This is a genomic window from Shinella zoogloeoides (assembly GCF_033705735.1).
Classification (GTDB): Bacteria; Pseudomonadota; Alphaproteobacteria; order Rhizobiales; family Rhizobiaceae; genus Shinella; species Shinella zoogloeoides_A.
Map to the genome: position 1 here is coordinate 1857844 of NZ_CP131131.1, position 15651 is coordinate 1873494.

At 65.8% G+C, this 15651-nt stretch carries 13 protein-coding genes; 8 read left to right on the forward strand and 5 right to left on the reverse strand.

What is annotated here, in order from left to right; genetic code table 11:
* Window positions 1-27 precede the first annotated feature (27 nt).
* The 3 genes from ShzoTeo12_RS26315 to ShzoTeo12_RS26325 all read right to left on the reverse strand — a co-directional run bounded on the left by ShzoTeo12_RS26315 (window position 28) and on the right by ShzoTeo12_RS26325 (window position 5087).
* On the reverse strand, window positions 28-3303 hold the full coding sequence (locus tag ShzoTeo12_RS26315) for a TonB-dependent receptor domain-containing protein (protein WP_318913161.1): 3276 nt from the start codon (window positions 3301-3303) through the stop codon (window positions 28-30).
* Window positions 3304-3410: 107 nt separating this feature from the next.
* Window positions 3411-4430, reverse strand: a complete 1020-nt coding sequence (locus ShzoTeo12_RS26320; protein WP_318913163.1) for a FecR family protein — start codon at window positions 4428-4430, stop codon at window positions 3411-3413.
* A gap of 141 nt (window positions 4431-4571) precedes the next feature.
* The gene (locus ShzoTeo12_RS26325; protein ID WP_318913164.1) at window positions 4572-5087 is read right to left on the reverse strand and encodes an RNA polymerase sigma factor; all 516 of its coding nucleotides are present in this window, start codon (window positions 5085-5087) and stop codon (window positions 4572-4574) included.
* A 221-nt stretch (window positions 5088-5308) separates the two neighbouring features.
* Here ShzoTeo12_RS26325 and ShzoTeo12_RS26330 point away from each other — a divergent pair, with 221 nt between their 5' ends.
* Genes ShzoTeo12_RS26330 through ShzoTeo12_RS26345 form a run of 4 tightly spaced genes read left to right on the forward strand, consistent with a single transcriptional unit; the run spans window position 5309 to window position 9565 of the window.
* On the forward strand, window positions 5309-6352 hold the full coding sequence (locus ShzoTeo12_RS26330; protein WP_318913165.1) for an ABC transporter substrate-binding protein: 1044 nt from the start codon (window positions 5309-5311) through the stop codon (window positions 6350-6352).
* Between the two features lie 11 nt (window positions 6353-6363).
* Entirely contained in the window at window positions 6364-7500 is a 1137-nt protein-coding gene (locus ShzoTeo12_RS26335) for an ABC transporter ATP-binding protein (RefSeq protein WP_318913167.1), read from the forward strand.
* A 2-nt stretch (window positions 7501-7502) separates the two neighbouring features.
* On the forward strand, window positions 7503-8750 hold the full coding sequence (locus tag ShzoTeo12_RS26340) for an ABC transporter permease (RefSeq protein WP_318913168.1): 1248 nt from the start codon (window positions 7503-7505) through the stop codon (window positions 8748-8750).
* 5 nt (window positions 8751-8755) lie between these two features.
* Entirely contained in the window at window positions 8756-9565 is an 810-nt protein-coding gene (locus ShzoTeo12_RS26345) for an ABC transporter permease (RefSeq protein WP_318913169.1), read from the forward strand.
* An 18-nt stretch (window positions 9566-9583) separates the two neighbouring features.
* Here the strand turns inward: ShzoTeo12_RS26345 and ShzoTeo12_RS26350 are convergent, their stop codons facing one another.
* Window positions 9584-10459, reverse strand: coding sequence for a LysR family transcriptional regulator (locus ShzoTeo12_RS26350; RefSeq protein ID WP_318913170.1), 876 nt, complete (start codon window positions 10457-10459; stop codon window positions 9584-9586).
* A 68-nt stretch (window positions 10460-10527) separates the two neighbouring features.
* Window positions 10528-11742: a M24 family metallopeptidase gene (locus ShzoTeo12_RS26355; protein WP_318914380.1), complete on the reverse strand. Its 1215-nt coding sequence runs from the start codon at window positions 11740-11742 to the stop codon at window positions 10528-10530.
* A gap of 294 nt (window positions 11743-12036) precedes the next feature.
* On the opposite strand from ShzoTeo12_RS26355, the gene ShzoTeo12_RS26360 reads away from it, so the two are divergent.
* The 4 genes from ShzoTeo12_RS26360 to ShzoTeo12_RS26375 are packed head-to-tail and all read left to right on the forward strand — an operon-like array spanning window position 12037 to window position 15626.
* A complete protein-coding gene (locus ShzoTeo12_RS26360) occupies window positions 12037-13206 on the forward strand; it encodes a transporter substrate-binding protein (RefSeq protein WP_318913171.1) in 1170 nt (389 codons plus the stop codon).
* Window positions 13203-13826, forward strand: coding sequence for an ANTAR domain-containing response regulator (locus ShzoTeo12_RS26365; RefSeq protein ID WP_119255395.1), 624 nt, complete (start codon window positions 13203-13205; stop codon window positions 13824-13826). Before ShzoTeo12_RS26360 ends, ShzoTeo12_RS26365 begins: the two co-directional genes overlap by 4 nt.
* The gene (locus ShzoTeo12_RS26370; RefSeq protein ID WP_318913173.1) at window positions 13813-14706 is read left to right on the forward strand and encodes an ABC transporter permease; all 894 of its coding nucleotides are present in this window, start codon (window positions 13813-13815) and stop codon (window positions 14704-14706) included. Before ShzoTeo12_RS26365 ends, ShzoTeo12_RS26370 begins: the two co-directional genes overlap by 14 nt.
* Window positions 14706-15626: an ABC transporter permease gene (locus tag ShzoTeo12_RS26375; RefSeq protein WP_318913174.1), complete on the forward strand. Its 921-nt coding sequence runs from the start codon at window positions 14706-14708 to the stop codon at window positions 15624-15626. The genes ShzoTeo12_RS26370 and ShzoTeo12_RS26375 overlap by 1 nt, the downstream gene beginning before the upstream one ends.
* Window positions 15627-15651: the final 25 nt, after the last annotated feature.

Below are 15651 nucleotides of genomic sequence, written 5' to 3' on the forward strand. Positions count from 1 at the left end.
AGCTTCCAGGCTGCGGCCCCACTTCGCCTAGAACCGGTAGTTCACGCCCAGCTTGATCTGGTCCATGCGGGGCTTGCCCTTCCATCGATAGGCGATGCCGTTGAGCTCCGGCGTCTCGAAGCTGCCATGCGACAGGTTGGCGAAGCTGTATTCGCCCGTGACGGTGACCTTGTCGGAGAGGGCATATTCGATGCCGCCGCCCGCCGTCCAGCCGGAGAAGCGGCTGTTGTCGGAGGCCTCGGACCAGACGAGCTGGCCGGCGATGCGCCGGGCGCGCTTGTATTTGCCATCCATGTCCGCCACGGCATAGCCCGCCTTGCCGAAGATCAGGATGTCGCCGATGGCATAGCCGATGCGCCCATGCACGCCGGCGAACCAGTTGGTATCGACCTCTCCACCCTGTATTCCGGTGATGACCATGTCCTTGTGGGTGTTCGACCACGAGAACTCGCCGCCGACGCCGAGGACGACATTGTTGGCGAGCTGGTAGTCGTAGCCCATCTGGAAACCGGCGGCGTAGCCGGACGTGTCCCCGAAGCTGTAATTCTGCGGGTTCATGCCGTTCTGGGAGAAATCGGCCATCTGGAAGCTGGTCAGCCCCGTGCCGGCATGAAGGCCGGCATGGAAACCGGTCCAGTCATAGGTGTCGGCATCGTCGAGGCCGAGCGCGCCTTCGAGGGAGGATGCGGAAAGATCGGTCGTCAGGCTGACGCGGATCGTCCGTCCCGGCGAGGGAACCCGCGTCAGGCTCAGCGGCTCGACATAATAGACGTCCGTGAGGTTCTCGACCGCAAGGCTGAGCGTCGCATAGTCGGTCAGCTTGTAGGACGCCCATACGTCGACGATGGTATAGGGCTTCCACGGAATCTGCGCGATGAGGCTGGCGCCGCCCTGCCCCGGAGCCTGGGCGCCGGCGGCGCGCGGCCCGATATGGGAAAACCGGCTGCTCAGCGAAAGCCGCTCGTCCAGCAGGGTCTGCGTCAGCGTCAGGTTCACCTGGTATTCCGGGGGAACGTAGTTCGTGGCGTAGTCGCTCGCAAGCGAGGAATTCGCGCAAGTCGCGACGGTCACGCAATATTCGACATTGGTGTAGTAGGAGCCGCCCAGCTCGGCGGTGAAGCCGCCGCGCTCGTAGCGGGCGGAAAGATCGACGCCCGAGAACTTCGCCTGCTCGATATTGCGGATCCGCATGGTCGTGCTGTTGACCCGCGTCCGGTTGATGTAGTCGTCGATCGTGCTGTCGAAATAGCCGACTTTCAGCCGCAGGCTGTCATCGCCGTCGAAGACGCCTTCACGGGTGAGGTTCGTGCCGAATTCCCAGGTTTTCGAGGTTTCGGGCCGCAAGTTCGGATCGACCACCGTGGCGAAGCCGCCGGCCGATTCGAACAGGGACGGCAGGCGCGCGGCGTTCTTGTAGCTGCCATAGACGTTCCAGCCTTCGAGCGGCGTCACGGTCAGGGTGCTCGAATAGTCGAGCGCATCGTCCGTCTGGACCGGGTCGGTGTTTCCCGGAGCATTGTTGCGGGATTCGAAGCGATGGTAGCGCAGGCCGCCGTCGAGCTTGAGCCAGTCGAGCGCCTGCCAGCCCGCATTGGTGAAGGCCGAGGCCTCCCAACGCTCGCCGTTCCGCGGCGCGACATTTCCCCCGACATCCAGCGGCCGCGTCTCCTCGTGGAGATAGGACAGGCCGTATTGCAGGGAGATGTCGCCGAAGGACGTCTGGAAGCGCGAGGTGTTCGACAGATCCGTGCCCCGCATCTGCGATTCCTTGGTGATCGTGCCGTCGACCGCTTGCGTCTCCTCGTCGAGCCAGCTTCCCCACAGGTTCCACTTGAGATCGACGAGGTCGCTTTCAGGGTCCCAGTGGTAGCGGCTGGTCAGGGTATCGACGCGGATATGGGAGGGATTGCGCTGGTAGGTCGAGTCGCTGTCGGTCGCCAGTTCCGTGGCATATTGCTCGCCGAAGGTGCTGTCATAGAGCGAATAGCCGAGTTCCAGCGTATGGTCGTCGCCGAAGCGAAATGTTCCTTTCAGCAGGCCGGAGTAGATGTCCTGCGAGGTGTTCAGGACCTCCTCGCCCGGAAGATAGATCGACAGGCCCTTCTCGTACCAGTCGAGCGCGCAATCGCGGCCGGCGGCATCGTCGCATGCCGCCGGGCTCGGCGCGCCGCTGCCGTTCCTGCCCGCGTGGTAATTGCCGGAAACGCGGCGCGAAAAGCCGCCCAGGATATCGACATTCTCGCTCCGTCCGGCGAGAACGAGGCTCGCCGAGCCCGAATTGATGTCGAAGAGGCCCGGACGGTCCACCTTGCTTCCCGGCAGCGTCCAGAGATAGCCGGCCGTGTCCCGTTCACCGGAGAGCGCCAGGTGGCGCTTCGACAGGGACGTCCAGGGTGAGGTCGTGTTGCTGCTGCCCTCGATCTTCATGCGCGCGCCGAAATTCTCGCCTTCCGGGATGATGTCGTCGGCATTCAGCGTGCGCATGCTGACCATGCCGCCGATGGCGCCGGCGCCGGTCGCGCTGGTGCTCGGTCCCTTCTCGACGGCGACGCCGCCGATGAAATCGGGATCGATGAAGGTCGAATTGGCAATGCCCTGATAGCCCCGGTACATCGCGGTCGAGTTCTGCGCGCCGTCGACGGTGACGGGAACGCGGCCCTGGCCCTGCAGGCCGCGGATATTCGCGTCGATGCCGCCGCTGGCGCGGCTCTGGCCCGAATAGACGCCCGGCGCGCCCTTCAGGATATCGGCGGGGCTCGCCCCGCGATAGCGCTCGATCTGGTCGCCGGTGATATAGGCGCTCGAATCCGATGCGACATAGGGATCGTCGGCGCCGTTGCCGGTGCGGGCGCCGTCGACCGTGATGGCCTCGAGCACCGTCGATCCGTCCGCATCGGCTGCCGCGCCGTCGATGGTGCCCGTCGCCTGGAGATCGACCAGCGCCGCGGTCGTCGGGCCGGTCATGCGCACCGAGAGGCCGCTGCCGGCGATCAGCCGTCGCAGCGCCGCGGCGGGCGGCATCTGCCCGGAAACCGCCTGCGAGCGCTTGCCGGAAAGCGCGCTTGCGGAATAGCCGACCTGCCAGCCGGTCGCGCGAATGAAGGCATCGAGCGCATCGGGCAAGGGCTGGGCCGGGATGGAGAAGGCAACGCCCCTGGTCTCCATGGAGACGCGGCTCGTCTTCTGCTGGGCGACCGCCTCGGCGGGCGTCATCGCAACGCTCGCCAATACCGTCGACGCCAGAAGCGCCCAACGGGTCGTCCTGCTGCCATGCCTCTTGTCGATACCACCGGCTTTCGCCATTTCCCTACCCCTTCAAACGTCGTCGGATGCGGCGGCGGCATCCCCTGCCGCCGCCAATACCCATTCGACGTAAGCCGCCGGGCAATCTCACAAAAAAACTTGAGAATTTATCGAAGGATTATGACGCCGCCCGGAAGGCGGGTCCATTTCGCCCCGACGACTTCCGCCAGGCTGCGGATCGCGTTCTCGGCTTCCTCCAGGCGATAGTTGCCGCTGACCAGCACGTCCGCAGCGCGATCGTTCAGCGTGATGACCCGCCCGCCGTAATAGCGGGAGAGCTCGCGGATCACCGCGCCGAACGGCTTGGAATAGAAGATCACCCGACCCTCGCGCCATGCGAGGTCACGCACGGGATCGGCCGGACGGATGGGGGAGAGCGCATCCTCCTCCACCTCGATCATCTCGCCGGGCCGGAGTTCCACGCCCTGCCCACGGTCCGGCAGGCGGGCGACATCGACCCGTCCGCGCTCCAGAACGACGCGGTCGCCTTCATCGCCGGAGCGGACGGCGAAGGACGTTCCCTTCACCTCGGCCTCGCCATAGCGCCCGGCGACCCTGAAGGGGTGGGCCGGATCGTGCCTGACGTCGAACCACGCCTCGCCGTCCAGCACGCGCACGTCGCGCCGACCGCCTTCGAAGTCGAGCGCGACCGCGCTTGCCGTATTCAGCAGCATCCGCGAGCCGTCCGGCAGAGTGACATCCTTCTGCTCGCCGGCGGCCGTCAGATAATCCGCCTGCCAGCGGATCAGGAGCGCGGGATATTCCAGCACGCCGACGACGAGAGCGATGCACGCGGCCATCGCCGCCACGGTCCTCATCCCGGGTCGGCGCGCCGACCGGCCGCTTGCGGGAACGGGTCGGCGGCCCTGCGTGCCCTGCGCCCGCGCGAGGTTCTGCGAGGCGGCGGCGACCTCCGGCAGGTTCCAGATCCGCAGAAGTTCGGCATAGGCCCGCTCGTTCTGCGCGCTCTCGCCGCGCCAGCGGCCGAATGCCGCCAGCTCGGCCGGATCCTCGGCCCCCTGCAGGCGGACGAACCAGTCCAGCGCCTGGTCCGCGACGGACCCTGCATCTGCCGGCTCGATGCCCGGAACGTTCCGGTCGGGTTTCTCCAGGCTCAAAGCGCCCATCCCTTCTTCTTCGATTGGCACGCCCTTCCACAGGATGACGTTTCAGCCCGCGCGATCTCACAACGAACCCTCGGACAGAGACGATGTCCAGGGTGCGTCGCGGGCAGGCTTCCTGTGCCGGGGCTTTGCTTCAACACGATTTCATCCTCGATCAAGGCGGCTGAAAAGGTCCCGCAGACTGCCCATGACGAGCTTGACGTCGTTGAAGACGGTGTTCGGGGACACGCCGAGATGCTCCGCGATCCGGGGATAGGACCATCCTTCTACTCTGCTCAGGAGCCAGACGCGCCGCGCCCGGTCCGGCAGTTGCGTGAGCAGGTCCTCGACATGCCGGAGCCTGTCGGCCTGGATCATCCGCTCCTCGGCCGAAGGCGTGGCGTCCGCCACGTCCAGCGCCGAAGGGGCCGCGGCATCCATGGTTTCGACATGGCCGCGCGTCCTGTTCTTGCGCAGGTAATCGAGGGCGAGGTTGTGGGCGGTGCGATGGAGGAACGCCTCCACATGCTCGACCGGCCCCTTTTCCATGGCACGCCGCACGCGCAGGTAGCTTTCCTGGGCAAGGTCCTCGGCGATCTGCGGATCGCGGACGACCCTGAGGGCCGTCGCCATCAACGACCGGCGCATGCCGAGATAGATGCTTTCAAGATCAGCGGCCACGCTCTGCCTGCTACCAGTCCGGAAGTGGGCGACTACTAGACAGCAAAAACATGACTTTCAAGATCATATTTATGCGCGCGCCCCGATAAGCGGCACTCATGTTCCCATGACAGCAACTTATTTGCGCCGCGGCATGTCGCAACATAGGCTTTCCCCATAGCCCGCAAGCAAGACGGGCGCTGTGACGGGTACATCAGATCTGTCTCCAGAGAGGAATTTCCATGTTCAGAACACGCATGTTCCTGGCAGCGACGACGCTTGCCTATGGTCTCGCGCTCGGCACGACGATGGCCGCCGAGCCGCTTTCCGTCATGAGTTTCGGCGGCGCCTATCAGGAAGCCCAGAGAAAGGCGGTGTTCACCGCCTATGCCGAGGAGACCGGAAGGCCCGTCTCCGAGCAGGAATACGGCGGCGAGATCGCCAAGATCAAGGCGATGATCGACAGCGGCAACACGACCATCGACGTTGTCGACGTCGACGCCCCGACACTGCTCCAGGGCTGCGACGAGGGCATTTTCGAAACGATCGACTGGGAGAAGATCGGGCCGAAATCGGACTGGCTCGACGGCACGACATCGGACTGCGGCGTCGGCACGATCGTCTATGCGACGATCCTTTCCTATGACGAGGACAAGCTCGCCAAGCCGCCGACGAAGCTGGCCGATCTCTTCGACCTTGCGAATTTCCCCGGCAAGCGCGGCCTGTGGAAGAACCCGGCGACCAATCTGGAATTCGCGCTGCTGGCCGACGGCGTCGCCCCGCAGGATGTCTATACGGTGCTCGCCACGCCAGAAGGCCTCGACCGCGCCTTCGCCAAGCTCGACACGATCAAGAAGGAGATCGTCTGGTGGGAGGCGGGCGCGCAGGCCCCGCAGCTCCTCGCCTCGGGCGAGGTGACCATGACGACGGCATGGAACGGGCGCATCTTCAACGCCAACAAGGAAGGACGCCATTTCGGCATCGTCTGGGACAACCAGATCCTCGATTCCAACTACTGGGTCATCCCGAAGGGCGCGAAGGACATGGAGAGCTCGCTCGCCTTCATCCATTTCGCCGTCGAACCGAAGGTGCTGGCCGGCATCGCGAAATACATTCCCTACGGCCCCGTCCGCACGACGGCCGCCGCGGAGGTGGCCTCCGACGATGCCAGGAACCTGCCGACCAGCCCGCAGAACCTGACGACCTCCCTGACGCTCGACAACGCCTTCTGGGCGGACCATGGCGACGAGATCCGCAAGCGCTTCACCACCTGGCTTTCCAACTGAGGAGCGCGCAGATGAACACGATGACGATGGAAAGGGGGCGCCTCGACAAGGCGCCGCCGATCACGACAGCCAGCGAGACCATGGTCGCTTTCGAGCGCGTGCAGAAGACCTATGACGGGCGCACGCTCGTCGTCGAGGACCTGAACCTTGCGGTGCGGCGGAGCGAATTCCTCACCATGCTCGGTCCTTCCGGCTCCGGCAAGACGACGACGCTGATGATGCTCGGCGGCTTCGAGCAGCCGACGAGCGGGCGCATCCTGCTCGAAGGACAGGCCGTGGAACGCCTGCCGCCGGAGCGCCGCGACATCGGCTTCGTCTTTCAGAACTATGCGCTCTTCCCGCATATGACGGTGGCCGAGAATATCGGCTTCCCGTTGCGCTATCGCGGCATCAGGGGAGCGGAGGCAAAGCGCCGGGTCGAGGAAGCGCTTTCCATGGTCAAGCTCACCGGCCTTGGCGAACGCCGTCCGGCGCAGCTTTCCGGCGGGCAGCAGCAGCGCGTCGCGCTCGCCCGCGCCATGGTGTTCAAGCCGAAGCTGATCCTGATGGACGAGCCGCTCGGCGCGCTCGACAAGCAATTGCGCGAGCACATGCAGGTCGAGATCAGGCGGATCCAGCAGCAGCTCGGCATCACCATGGTCTATGTGACGCACGACCAGTCGGAAGCGCTCACCATGTCGGACCGCATCGCGGTCTTCCACGAGGGCCGCATCCAGCAGCTTTCCGACCCGATGACGCTCTACGACCGGCCGGAAAACCGTTTCGTCGCCGGCTTCATCGGCGACAACAACACGCTCGCCTGCGAATTCGCCGGGACGGAGAACGGTTTCGGCGTCGTGCGGATGCCGGACGGAACGCGGCTCCTCACGACCGGGCCGTCCGGCCAAGCGCGCGCGGACCTCACGGTCTCGCTCCGCCCCGAGCGGCTCGGCCTCGACGGCCCCGACCGTAGAGACGCCGAAAACCGTATCCCCGCCCGCGTCCTCGACAGGACTTTCCTCGGAGACCGGGTGCGGCTGACGCTGGAGGCCTTCGGCAGCGAGCGGCTCGTCGCTTCCGTGCCGGCCGCCGAGGGCGCGGCGATCCTGCCGGGAAGCCGCATCGGCATGGCCTGTTTCGCCGCCGATTGCCGAACGCTGACGAGGTAGCCATGACCGAGACCATGTCCCTTGCCATTCCGCCTACGTCGGGCAGCCTCGGCGCGGCCCTGCGCCGGGCCGAGCGGCCGAACCGCCTTCGCGCCTTCGCGCTCGCGCTGCCGGCGCTCCTCTTCCTCGTCGTCACCTTCGCCGCCCCGATCGGCCTCTTCCTCACCACCGCCGTGCGCAACCCGGAGGTCCGCAGCGTCCTGCCGCAGACCGTCGCCGCGCTCGACGGCTGGGACGGGCGCACCACGCCGGGCGAAGAGGCCTTCGCCGCGCTTGCCGCCGACCTTGCCCGCGCGAAGGAGGACAACACCGCCGCATCGCTCGGCAAGCGGCTGAACTACGAAAGCGCCGGCATGCGCAGCCGCATCATGTCCGTGGTCCGCCACCTCGGCAATCTCAAGGATGGCGCCCTCGCCCCGCAATTTGCGGCGCTCGATCCGGTCTGGGCCAGTCCCGACCTCTGGGCGATCATCAAGCGCAACGGCAGCGCCGTCACGCCCTATTACCTGCTGACATCCGTCGACCTCGCGCAGGACGCCTCCGGCGGCATCGAGCGGGTGGAGGCGAGCCAAGCGGTGTTCCTCGACATTCTCGGGCGCACGCTCTGGATCGCGGCCCTCGTGACCGCCGCGACGCTCGTCCTCGGCTTTCCCACGGCCTATGTCATCTCGCTGGCGCCGTCGCGCATCGCCGGATTCCTGCTGCTCCTCGTGCTGCTGCCGCTCTGGACGTCGCTTCTGGTGCGCACCACCGCCTGGGTCGTGCTGCTGCAGACGGACGGGGTGATCAACCAGATCCTCCTGGCGCTCGGCCTCACCACGGAAAAGCTCCAGCTCATGCTGACCCGCTTCGGCACCGTCACGGCGATGACGCATATCCAGCTTCCCTTCACGATCCTGCCGATCCTCAGCGTCATGAAGTCCATTCCGGAAGGGCAGATGCGGGCGGCGCGCTCGCTCGGCGCACCGCCCTTCTTCGCCTTCTGGCGGGTCTATGCGCCCCAGACGCTGCCGGGCGTTGCCGCCGGCTGCCTGATGACCTTCATCCTGTCGCTCGGCTACTACATCACGCCGGCGCTGGTCGGCGGCCCGCGCGACCAGATGATGTCCAACTTCATCGCCACCTACATCAACCGCGACCTGAACTGGGGCATGGCCGCCGCGCTCGCCTGCCTGCTCCTCGTCATGACGCTTTCCATCTACCTCGTGTTCCTGCGCCTCGTCGGCGCGGAGCGCATCAAGCTTGGATGAGAACAATGTGGCTTCCCGCTTACGCAACCCGCGGCGAACGGCTCTGCCGCCTCGCCGTCGTCGCCTTCGCCTTCGCCGTGCTCGTCTTCCTGATCGGGCCGCTCTTCGTCGTCTTCCCGCTCTCCGTCTCGAAGGATCCGTTCTTCACCTTCCCGATCCAGGACTATTCCTGGCGCTGGTATGCGGATTTCTTCCAGAACGCGCGCTGGACGCAGAGCCTCTTCAACAGCCTCGTCGCAGCCGCCTGCAGCACGGCGCTCGCCACGCTGCTCGGCACGCTCGCTGCGCTTGGCATCAGCCGGCCGGGTTTTCCGGCGCGAAAGGCGGTCATGGCACTGATGATCTCGCCGATGATCATGCCCGTCGTCATCGTCGCCGTCGGGGCCTATATGTTCTTCGGTTCGCTTGGACTTACCAATACGCGCACCGGGCTGGTGCTCGCCCATGCGGCGCTCTCCATCCCCTTCGTCGTCGTCACGGTGCTTTCAGCGCTTTCCACCTATGACGCCAACCTCTCGCGGGCCGGCGCAAGCCTCGGCGCGGGGCCCGTCAGCGTCTTCTTCGCCGTCACGCTGCCGCTGATCCTGCCCGGCATCGTCTCCGGCGCGCTGCTCGCCTTCGCCGTCTCTTTCGACGAGGTGATCGTCGCGCTCTTCCTGACGGGCGCCGAGCAGCGCACCCTGCCGGTGCAGATGTTCTCGGGCATCCGCGACCAGATCAACCCGACGATCATGGCGGCGGCGAGCCTGCTTACCACCGTCTCCATCGCGCTGTTCCTGGCCTTGAGCCTCATCCGCCGGGTACGGCGGGCCTGATCGCGGCGGGTTTTTCCGTCAGCCGTCCCGCGTCTCGGCGAGGAACGCATCGGCGAAATGCGCCGCGAAGCTCTCCGCCACCGCGGAGCGCTTGCGGTCCGAGCTCAGATAGATGCCGACGACGACGTCCGTGAGCCTTGGCAGGCCGAGGGCGTCGTCGAGCGTTGCGAGTTTCGACGGCAGGATGCGGCGGGCGAGGACCGTATTGCCGAAGCCGGAGCCGACCGCCGCCTCGAGACCGGAAAGGCTGGGGCTGGTATAGACGAGATCGTAGCCGCGCCCGTCGCGCTGCAGCGCCGTCAGCATCGCCCGCCGGTAGAGGCAGCCTTCCGGATAGCAGACGATGCGCAAGTTGCCGCCGCTGTCGGTGACGAGGGAGGTCGGGCTGTCGCCGACCCAGGCGAGCGGCTCCTTCCAGGTCATGAACGCGCCTTCTGCCGGCCCGTCCGGCGTCATCGCCACGACAAGGTCGTAGAGCCCGTTGCGCAGGCCCTGTAGAAGGACATGGGAGAGGTCGCAGACGACCTCGAAACGGAAGTCGTGGCCGCTGCGCGCAAGGCGCGGCATCAGCTTCGGCAGGAAATGATCGGCATAGTCGTTGGGAATGCCGAGGCGGATCTTGCCGTGCTGGTCGCGCCGCGACAGGCGCAGCACCATCTCGTCGTTAAGCGCCAGCATCTGCCGGGCATAGCTCGCGACAAGCTCGCCCGCCTCGGTCGGCTGTGCACTGGCATCCTTGGTGAAGAGGGAAACGTTGAGCAGTTCCTGCAGCTTCTTCATCTGCAGGCTGATGGCCGGCTGGGTGCGGCCGAGCTGTTCGGCGGCGCGCGTGTGGCTGCGCAGGTCGATGACCGCCAGGAAGGTGCGAAGAAGGTCGGTCGGGATGTTTCTCACGGGGCGGCACCGCTTCCAAAAGGAAACGGGCCGATCGGACGGCCCGTTCCAAGTTGCCCGCGGACGGGTCAGGCGGGGAGGATATTATGCTCCGGACCGAAGGGGAAGCCCGTGATGTTCTCGCTGCCGGCTTCGGTCATCACCAGGATGTCGTGCTCGCGGTAGCCGCCGGCTCCCGGCATGCCGTCCGGGATGGTCAGCATCGGCTCCATGGAGACCACCATGCCCGGCTGGAGCACCGTGTTGATGTCCTCGCGCAGTTCCACGCCCGCCTCGCGGCCGTAGTAATGCGAGAGCACGCCGAAGGAATGGCCGTAGCCGAAGGAGCGGTAGCCGAGCAGGCCGTGGTCGCGGTAGATCTCGTTGAGCTCGGCCGCCACGTCGCCGCAGCGCGCGCCGGGCTTGAGCAGTTCGAGGCCCCGACGGTGCACCGCGCAGTTGATCTCCCAGATGCGCAGGTGCTCGTCGCTGGCGTGGTCGAGGAACAGCGTGCGCTCCAGCGCCGTGTAGTAGCCCGCGATCATCGGGAAGCAGTTGAGCGACAGGATGTCGCCCTTCTCGACGCGGCGCGAGGTCACCGGATTGTGCGCCCCGTCGGTGTTGATGCCCGACTGGAACCAGACCCAGGTGTCCATCAGCTCGGCATGGGGGAAGCGGCTCGCGATATGGCGGACCATGGCCTGCGTGCCGGCGAGCGCCACCTCGTATTCCGGCACGCCCTCGCGCACCGCCTTCGCGACGGCGGCCCCGCCGATATCGGCGGTCCTGGCGCCTTCCTTGATGAGGGCGATCTCCTCGTCCGACTTGATCGTGCGCAGCCACATGGTCGGCGAGCCGATGTCGACGAATTCGACATTCGGGAAGGCCTCTTCCAGCAGGCGGCGCAGCTCGAGATCGACCTGGTCGAACTCGATGCCGATGCGCGAAGCCTTCGGCAGGAGCGTTTGCAGGGCATGGAAGAAGTTGTCGCGCTGCCAGTCCGTATAGGTGATGTTGTCGCCGAAGGTGCGGCGCCAGGGCTGGCCGGCATCGATGCCGGCGGAAACGGAGGTGGCCTTTTCCGGCGTGATGACGAAGGCGTAGCGCCGGCCGAAGGAGCAATAGAGGAAATCGGAGAAGTAGCAGATGTTATGATACGAGGTCAGGATCGCCGCATCGAGCTTCAGTTCCTCCAGAATGCGGCGCATCGCATTCTGCCGCCGCTCCATCTCGCCCGCCGAGAAGGTCGGCTGTACCTTCCTGCCATTGTGCATCTCCTGCAGCCGCAGAAGCTGGTTGGGCATCCCCCGCGCAAACATGTTCATGTGAAGCTCCTTCTCCGCGCCAACGCGCTGTTTGACGGGGATCAGGGTAGGAACCTTCACGGGTTCTGGAAAATTAGAAGTTCCAATGCCCTCATAAGGAACGCGCCACGGCGCCTGCGACACGCACGCAAGGAAATTCCCCAAAGCGGCGGCCGGTGGAAACAAGTTGACAAATCCGCCTCGAACTCGGTAATTTCCGGAAAATTCTAATTGGCACTTGGGCCCCTCCGGAACCGATCGTTCCGGCGGGGCTTTTTTGTTTGGTTTCCAGGCATGGTCGCGAGCGGCAAGAAGATCATCTCCGTGGGAGTGCTGTTCTCCCAGTCCGGTCCCTACGGGCGGCTGGGATACGAGGGCTATCGCGGCGCGATCGCCGCGATAGAGGCCGTCAATGCGCAGGACCTGCCGTTCGCGCTGAAGCCCGTCGCCGCCGACCCGGGCGGCAATATCGACCGCTATGCGGCGCTGTGCGACGATCTCGTCACCGGCCATGGCGTGCGCCATGTCGTCGGATGCACGACGTCGTGGAGCCGCAAGGAGGTCATTCCGATCGTCGAGAAACGCGATGCGGTGCTGTGGTACCCTTGCGTCTATGAAGGCTTCGAGGCGAGCGATCGCGTCGTCTATATCGCGGCCTGCGCCAACCAGCATCTGGTCCCGCTGATCGACTTCATCATGCCGCGCTTCGGCAAGCGGGCGATCCTGCTCGGCTCGAACTATATCTGGGGCTGGGAAACCAACCGGCTCGCGCGCGAGATGCTGCATGCGGCCGACGGCGAGGTGCTCAGCGAGCGCGCCGTCGCCATCGGCGACACGGATATCGGCCATCTCATCCGCGAGATCGAGGTCAGGAGGCCGGATTTCATCCTCAACAACCTGATCGGCGAATCCTCCTATGCCTTCCTGAAGGCCTATGCCGACCTCGGCCGGCGCGACCCCGATTTCCGCGCCACCGCGCGGCCGGTGCTCAGCTGCAACTTCTACGAAAGCGAGCTGGAAAGAGTGGGCGGGGACGCGGAAGGAAACTTCACCGTGAGCTGTTATTTCCGGTCGCTTCCCGGGGAGGCGAACCGGGCCTTTCTCGAAAAGGCGCAAGGCGACGCCTCCGGCAGCGGAATCTCGGCCTTCTTCGCCCAGAGCTATTCCAGCATTCTGCTGATCGCGGACGGGATCGCCCGCGCCGGCACGGATGCCATCGAGCCGGTGCTCGCCTCCTGCAAGACGCATGCGACAAGCACGCCGCTCGGCGATATCATCGTCGACGCCCGCACCAACCACATCGCCCTGCCCGCCCATATCGGACGCGCGCGCAATGACGGCGGGTTCGATATCGTGCATCTGGCGGAAAGCGCCATCCAGCCGGACCCCTTCATGGCCCGGACCCATCTGAAGTCCAGCATGAACGAGGGCCAGCAGCCCGGCTTCCTGAGGCTCGTCAAATGACCAAGACCGACCGCTCCCTCGCCTTCCCCTCCTGGGGCGCCTTCGAAAACTGGACGGCGCTGATCGTCCACCGCCGCCACGCCAATGTGGACGCCATCACGCAGCAATTGCAGCGCATCGGCGTCGAGGCGGTGGAGTGCTGGCCGGACGTGCCAGAGAATGCCGACATCTCCCCCTTCAACATCGTCTTCTTCGATGTGGACATGGGTTATGACGGGCAATTCCCCTGGCAGCCGCAGCAGGCGCCGGTGCCGACCGTTGCGCTGATCGGCTCCGAAGCGCCCGGGCGCATCGACTGGGCGCTGCGGCAGGGCGCGGATGCGCAGCTCATCAAGCCGATCGGCAGCGCCGGCGTCTACAGCGCGCTGGTCATCGCCATGCACAATTTCCACCGGCGGCACGCGCTGGCGACGGAGATCGGCGCGCTGCGCGACAGCCTCGACCAGCGCGAGGCGGTGGCGCAGGCGACCGCGATCCTGATGCTGGCGGAAAACATGTCCCCCAGGCAGGCCTACCAGAAGCTGCGCCTTGCCGCGATGACCGAGCGCGTCAGCGTCGAGGCCATGGCGCGGCGCTTCCTGAACGAACAGCAGGCAGGACCCGACCGTGAGCGCGCTTGATACCCTTCCCGGCAACCGGAAAAAGGCCGAGCGCGGCGTGTTCGCCCGCATCCTGCGCCGGCGGCTGGCGGCATTCGGCCTCTTCGTCATCGTCCTGACGGTCGTGGCGGCGCTCTTTGCGCCGTGGATCGTGCCCTTCGATCCGAACGAGCAGTTCTTCGACGGGCTGACGCTCGAGGGCGCGCCGCTGCCGCCCGACGGCAAGTTCTGGTTCGGCACCGACCTCGTCGGCCGCGACCTGTTCTCGCGCCTGATCTACGGCGCGCAGACCTCGCTGATCATCGGCGTGGTGGCGAACGGCATCGCCGTCCTGATCGGCTCGGCGGTCGGCATCTGCGCCGGCTATTTCCGCGGCTGGGTCGAGACCGTGCTGATGCGCTTCACCGACCTGATGATGGCCTTTCCGGCCCTCCTGCTCGCCATCGTGCTGGCCGCCATCTTCAAGCCGAGCCTGTGGATCGTCGCCATGGTGATCGCCATGGTCAACTGGGTGCAGATCGCCCGCGTGCTCTACACGGAGACCCGCTCGCTCTCCGAGCGCGACTTCATCGAGGCCGAACGGGCGATGGGCGCGGGCGCGCCGCGCATCATCCTCAAGCATATCCTGCCGCATCTCTTCTCCACCATGATCGTCTGGGCGACGCTCGGCATCGCCACCACGGTGCTCTTGGAGGCGACGCTGTCCTTCCTCGGCATCGGCGTACAGCCGCCGACCCCTTCCTGGGGCAACATCATCTTCGAGAACCAGACCTATTTCACCAGCGCGCCCTGGCTGGTCTTCATTCCCGGCGCGGCGATCCTGCTGCTGGCGCTGGCCTTCAACCTGGTCGGCGATGCCCTGCGCGACGTGCTCGACCCGACCCAGCAGGGACACCACTGATGCCCGCCTATATCGCCCGCCGGCTGCTCCAGACGCTGATGATCCTGATCGGCATCAGCTTCGTGACCTTCATCCTGCTCTATCTGGTGCCGGCCGATCCGGCGCGCCAGATCGCCGGCCGCAGCGCCACGGCGCAGACCGTGGAGAACATCCGCGAGCAGCTCGGGCTGAACCTGCCCTTCTACGAGCAATATCTGCGCTATCTGAAGGGCCTCGTGCAGGGCGATCTCGGGCGCTCCTATCTCCAGAAGACGGAGGTCGCCTCGCTCATCTGGTCGCGCCTTCCGGCGAGCCTCCTGCTCATGGCCGGGGCGATCGTCAGTGAGCTCGTCATCGGCCTCACCATGGGCGTCGTCGCCGCCACAAGGCGCGGCAGCCGCACGGACAACGCGCTGATGATCTTCTCCTTCGTCGGCGTCTCCGCGCCGCAATTCGTCATCGGCATCCTGATGCTCTACGTCTTTGCGGTGAAGCTCGGCTGGTTCCCGATCGGCGGATACGGCACGTTCCAGCACATGGTCCTGCCGTCGCTGACGCTCGGCCTGCTCGGCGCGGGCTGGTATTCGCGCATGATGCGCTCGTCGCTCCTCGACGTCTTACGCCAGGACTATATCCGCACCGCCCGCGCCAAGGGCCTCGCCCGCTGGACGATCCTCTTCCGCCACGCCATGCCCAACGCCGTCCTGCCGATCATCGCCATGATCGGCATCGATATCGGCCTGTTCATGTCGGGCATCGTGGTGGTGGAAAGCGTGTTCGGCTGGCCGGGCATCGGCCAGCTCGCCTGGCAGGCCATCCAGCGCGTCGACATTCCCATCATCATGGGCGTCACCATCGTTTCCGCCTTCGCCATCGTTCTCGGCAACCTTCTTGCGGACCTCATCACTCCGCTGATCGACCCGCGCATCAAGCTGCGGTGAAAAAACACTCCAGAGAGAAAGGGAC

Bases quoted from the DNA above. Each gene is read 5' to 3' on its own strand.
- ShzoTeo12_RS26345 (WP_318913169.1), top strand. From the start codon at position 8,756: ATGTGGCTTCCCGCTTACGCAACCCGCGGCGAACGGCTCTGCCGCCTC.
- ShzoTeo12_RS26315 (WP_318913161.1), bottom strand. From the start codon at position 3,303: ATGGCGAAAGCCGGTGGTATCGACAAGAGGCATGGCAGCAGGACGACC.
- ShzoTeo12_RS26340 (WP_318913168.1), top strand. From the start codon at position 7,503: ATGACCGAGACCATGTCCCTTGCCATTCCGCCTACGTCGGGCAGCCTC.
- ShzoTeo12_RS26365 (WP_119255395.1), top strand. From the start codon at position 13,203: ATGACCAAGACCGACCGCTCCCTCGCCTTCCCCTCCTGGGGCGCCTTC.
- ShzoTeo12_RS26335 (WP_318913167.1), top strand. From the start codon at position 6,364: ATGAACACGATGACGATGGAAAGGGGGCGCCTCGACAAGGCGCCGCCG.
- ShzoTeo12_RS26375 (WP_318913174.1), top strand. From the start codon at position 14,706: ATGCCCGCCTATATCGCCCGCCGGCTGCTCCAGACGCTGATGATCCTG.
- ShzoTeo12_RS26355 (WP_318914380.1), bottom strand. From the start codon at position 11,742: ATGCCCAACCAGCTTCTGCGGCTGCAGGAGATGCACAATGGCAGGAAG.
- ShzoTeo12_RS26360 (WP_318913171.1), top strand. From the start codon at position 12,037: ATGGTCGCGAGCGGCAAGAAGATCATCTCCGTGGGAGTGCTGTTCTCC.
- ShzoTeo12_RS26330 (WP_318913165.1), top strand. From the start codon at position 5,309: ATGTTCAGAACACGCATGTTCCTGGCAGCGACGACGCTTGCCTATGGT.
- ShzoTeo12_RS26320 (WP_318913163.1), bottom strand. From the start codon at position 4,430: ATGGGCGCTTTGAGCCTGGAGAAACCCGACCGGAACGTTCCGGGCATC.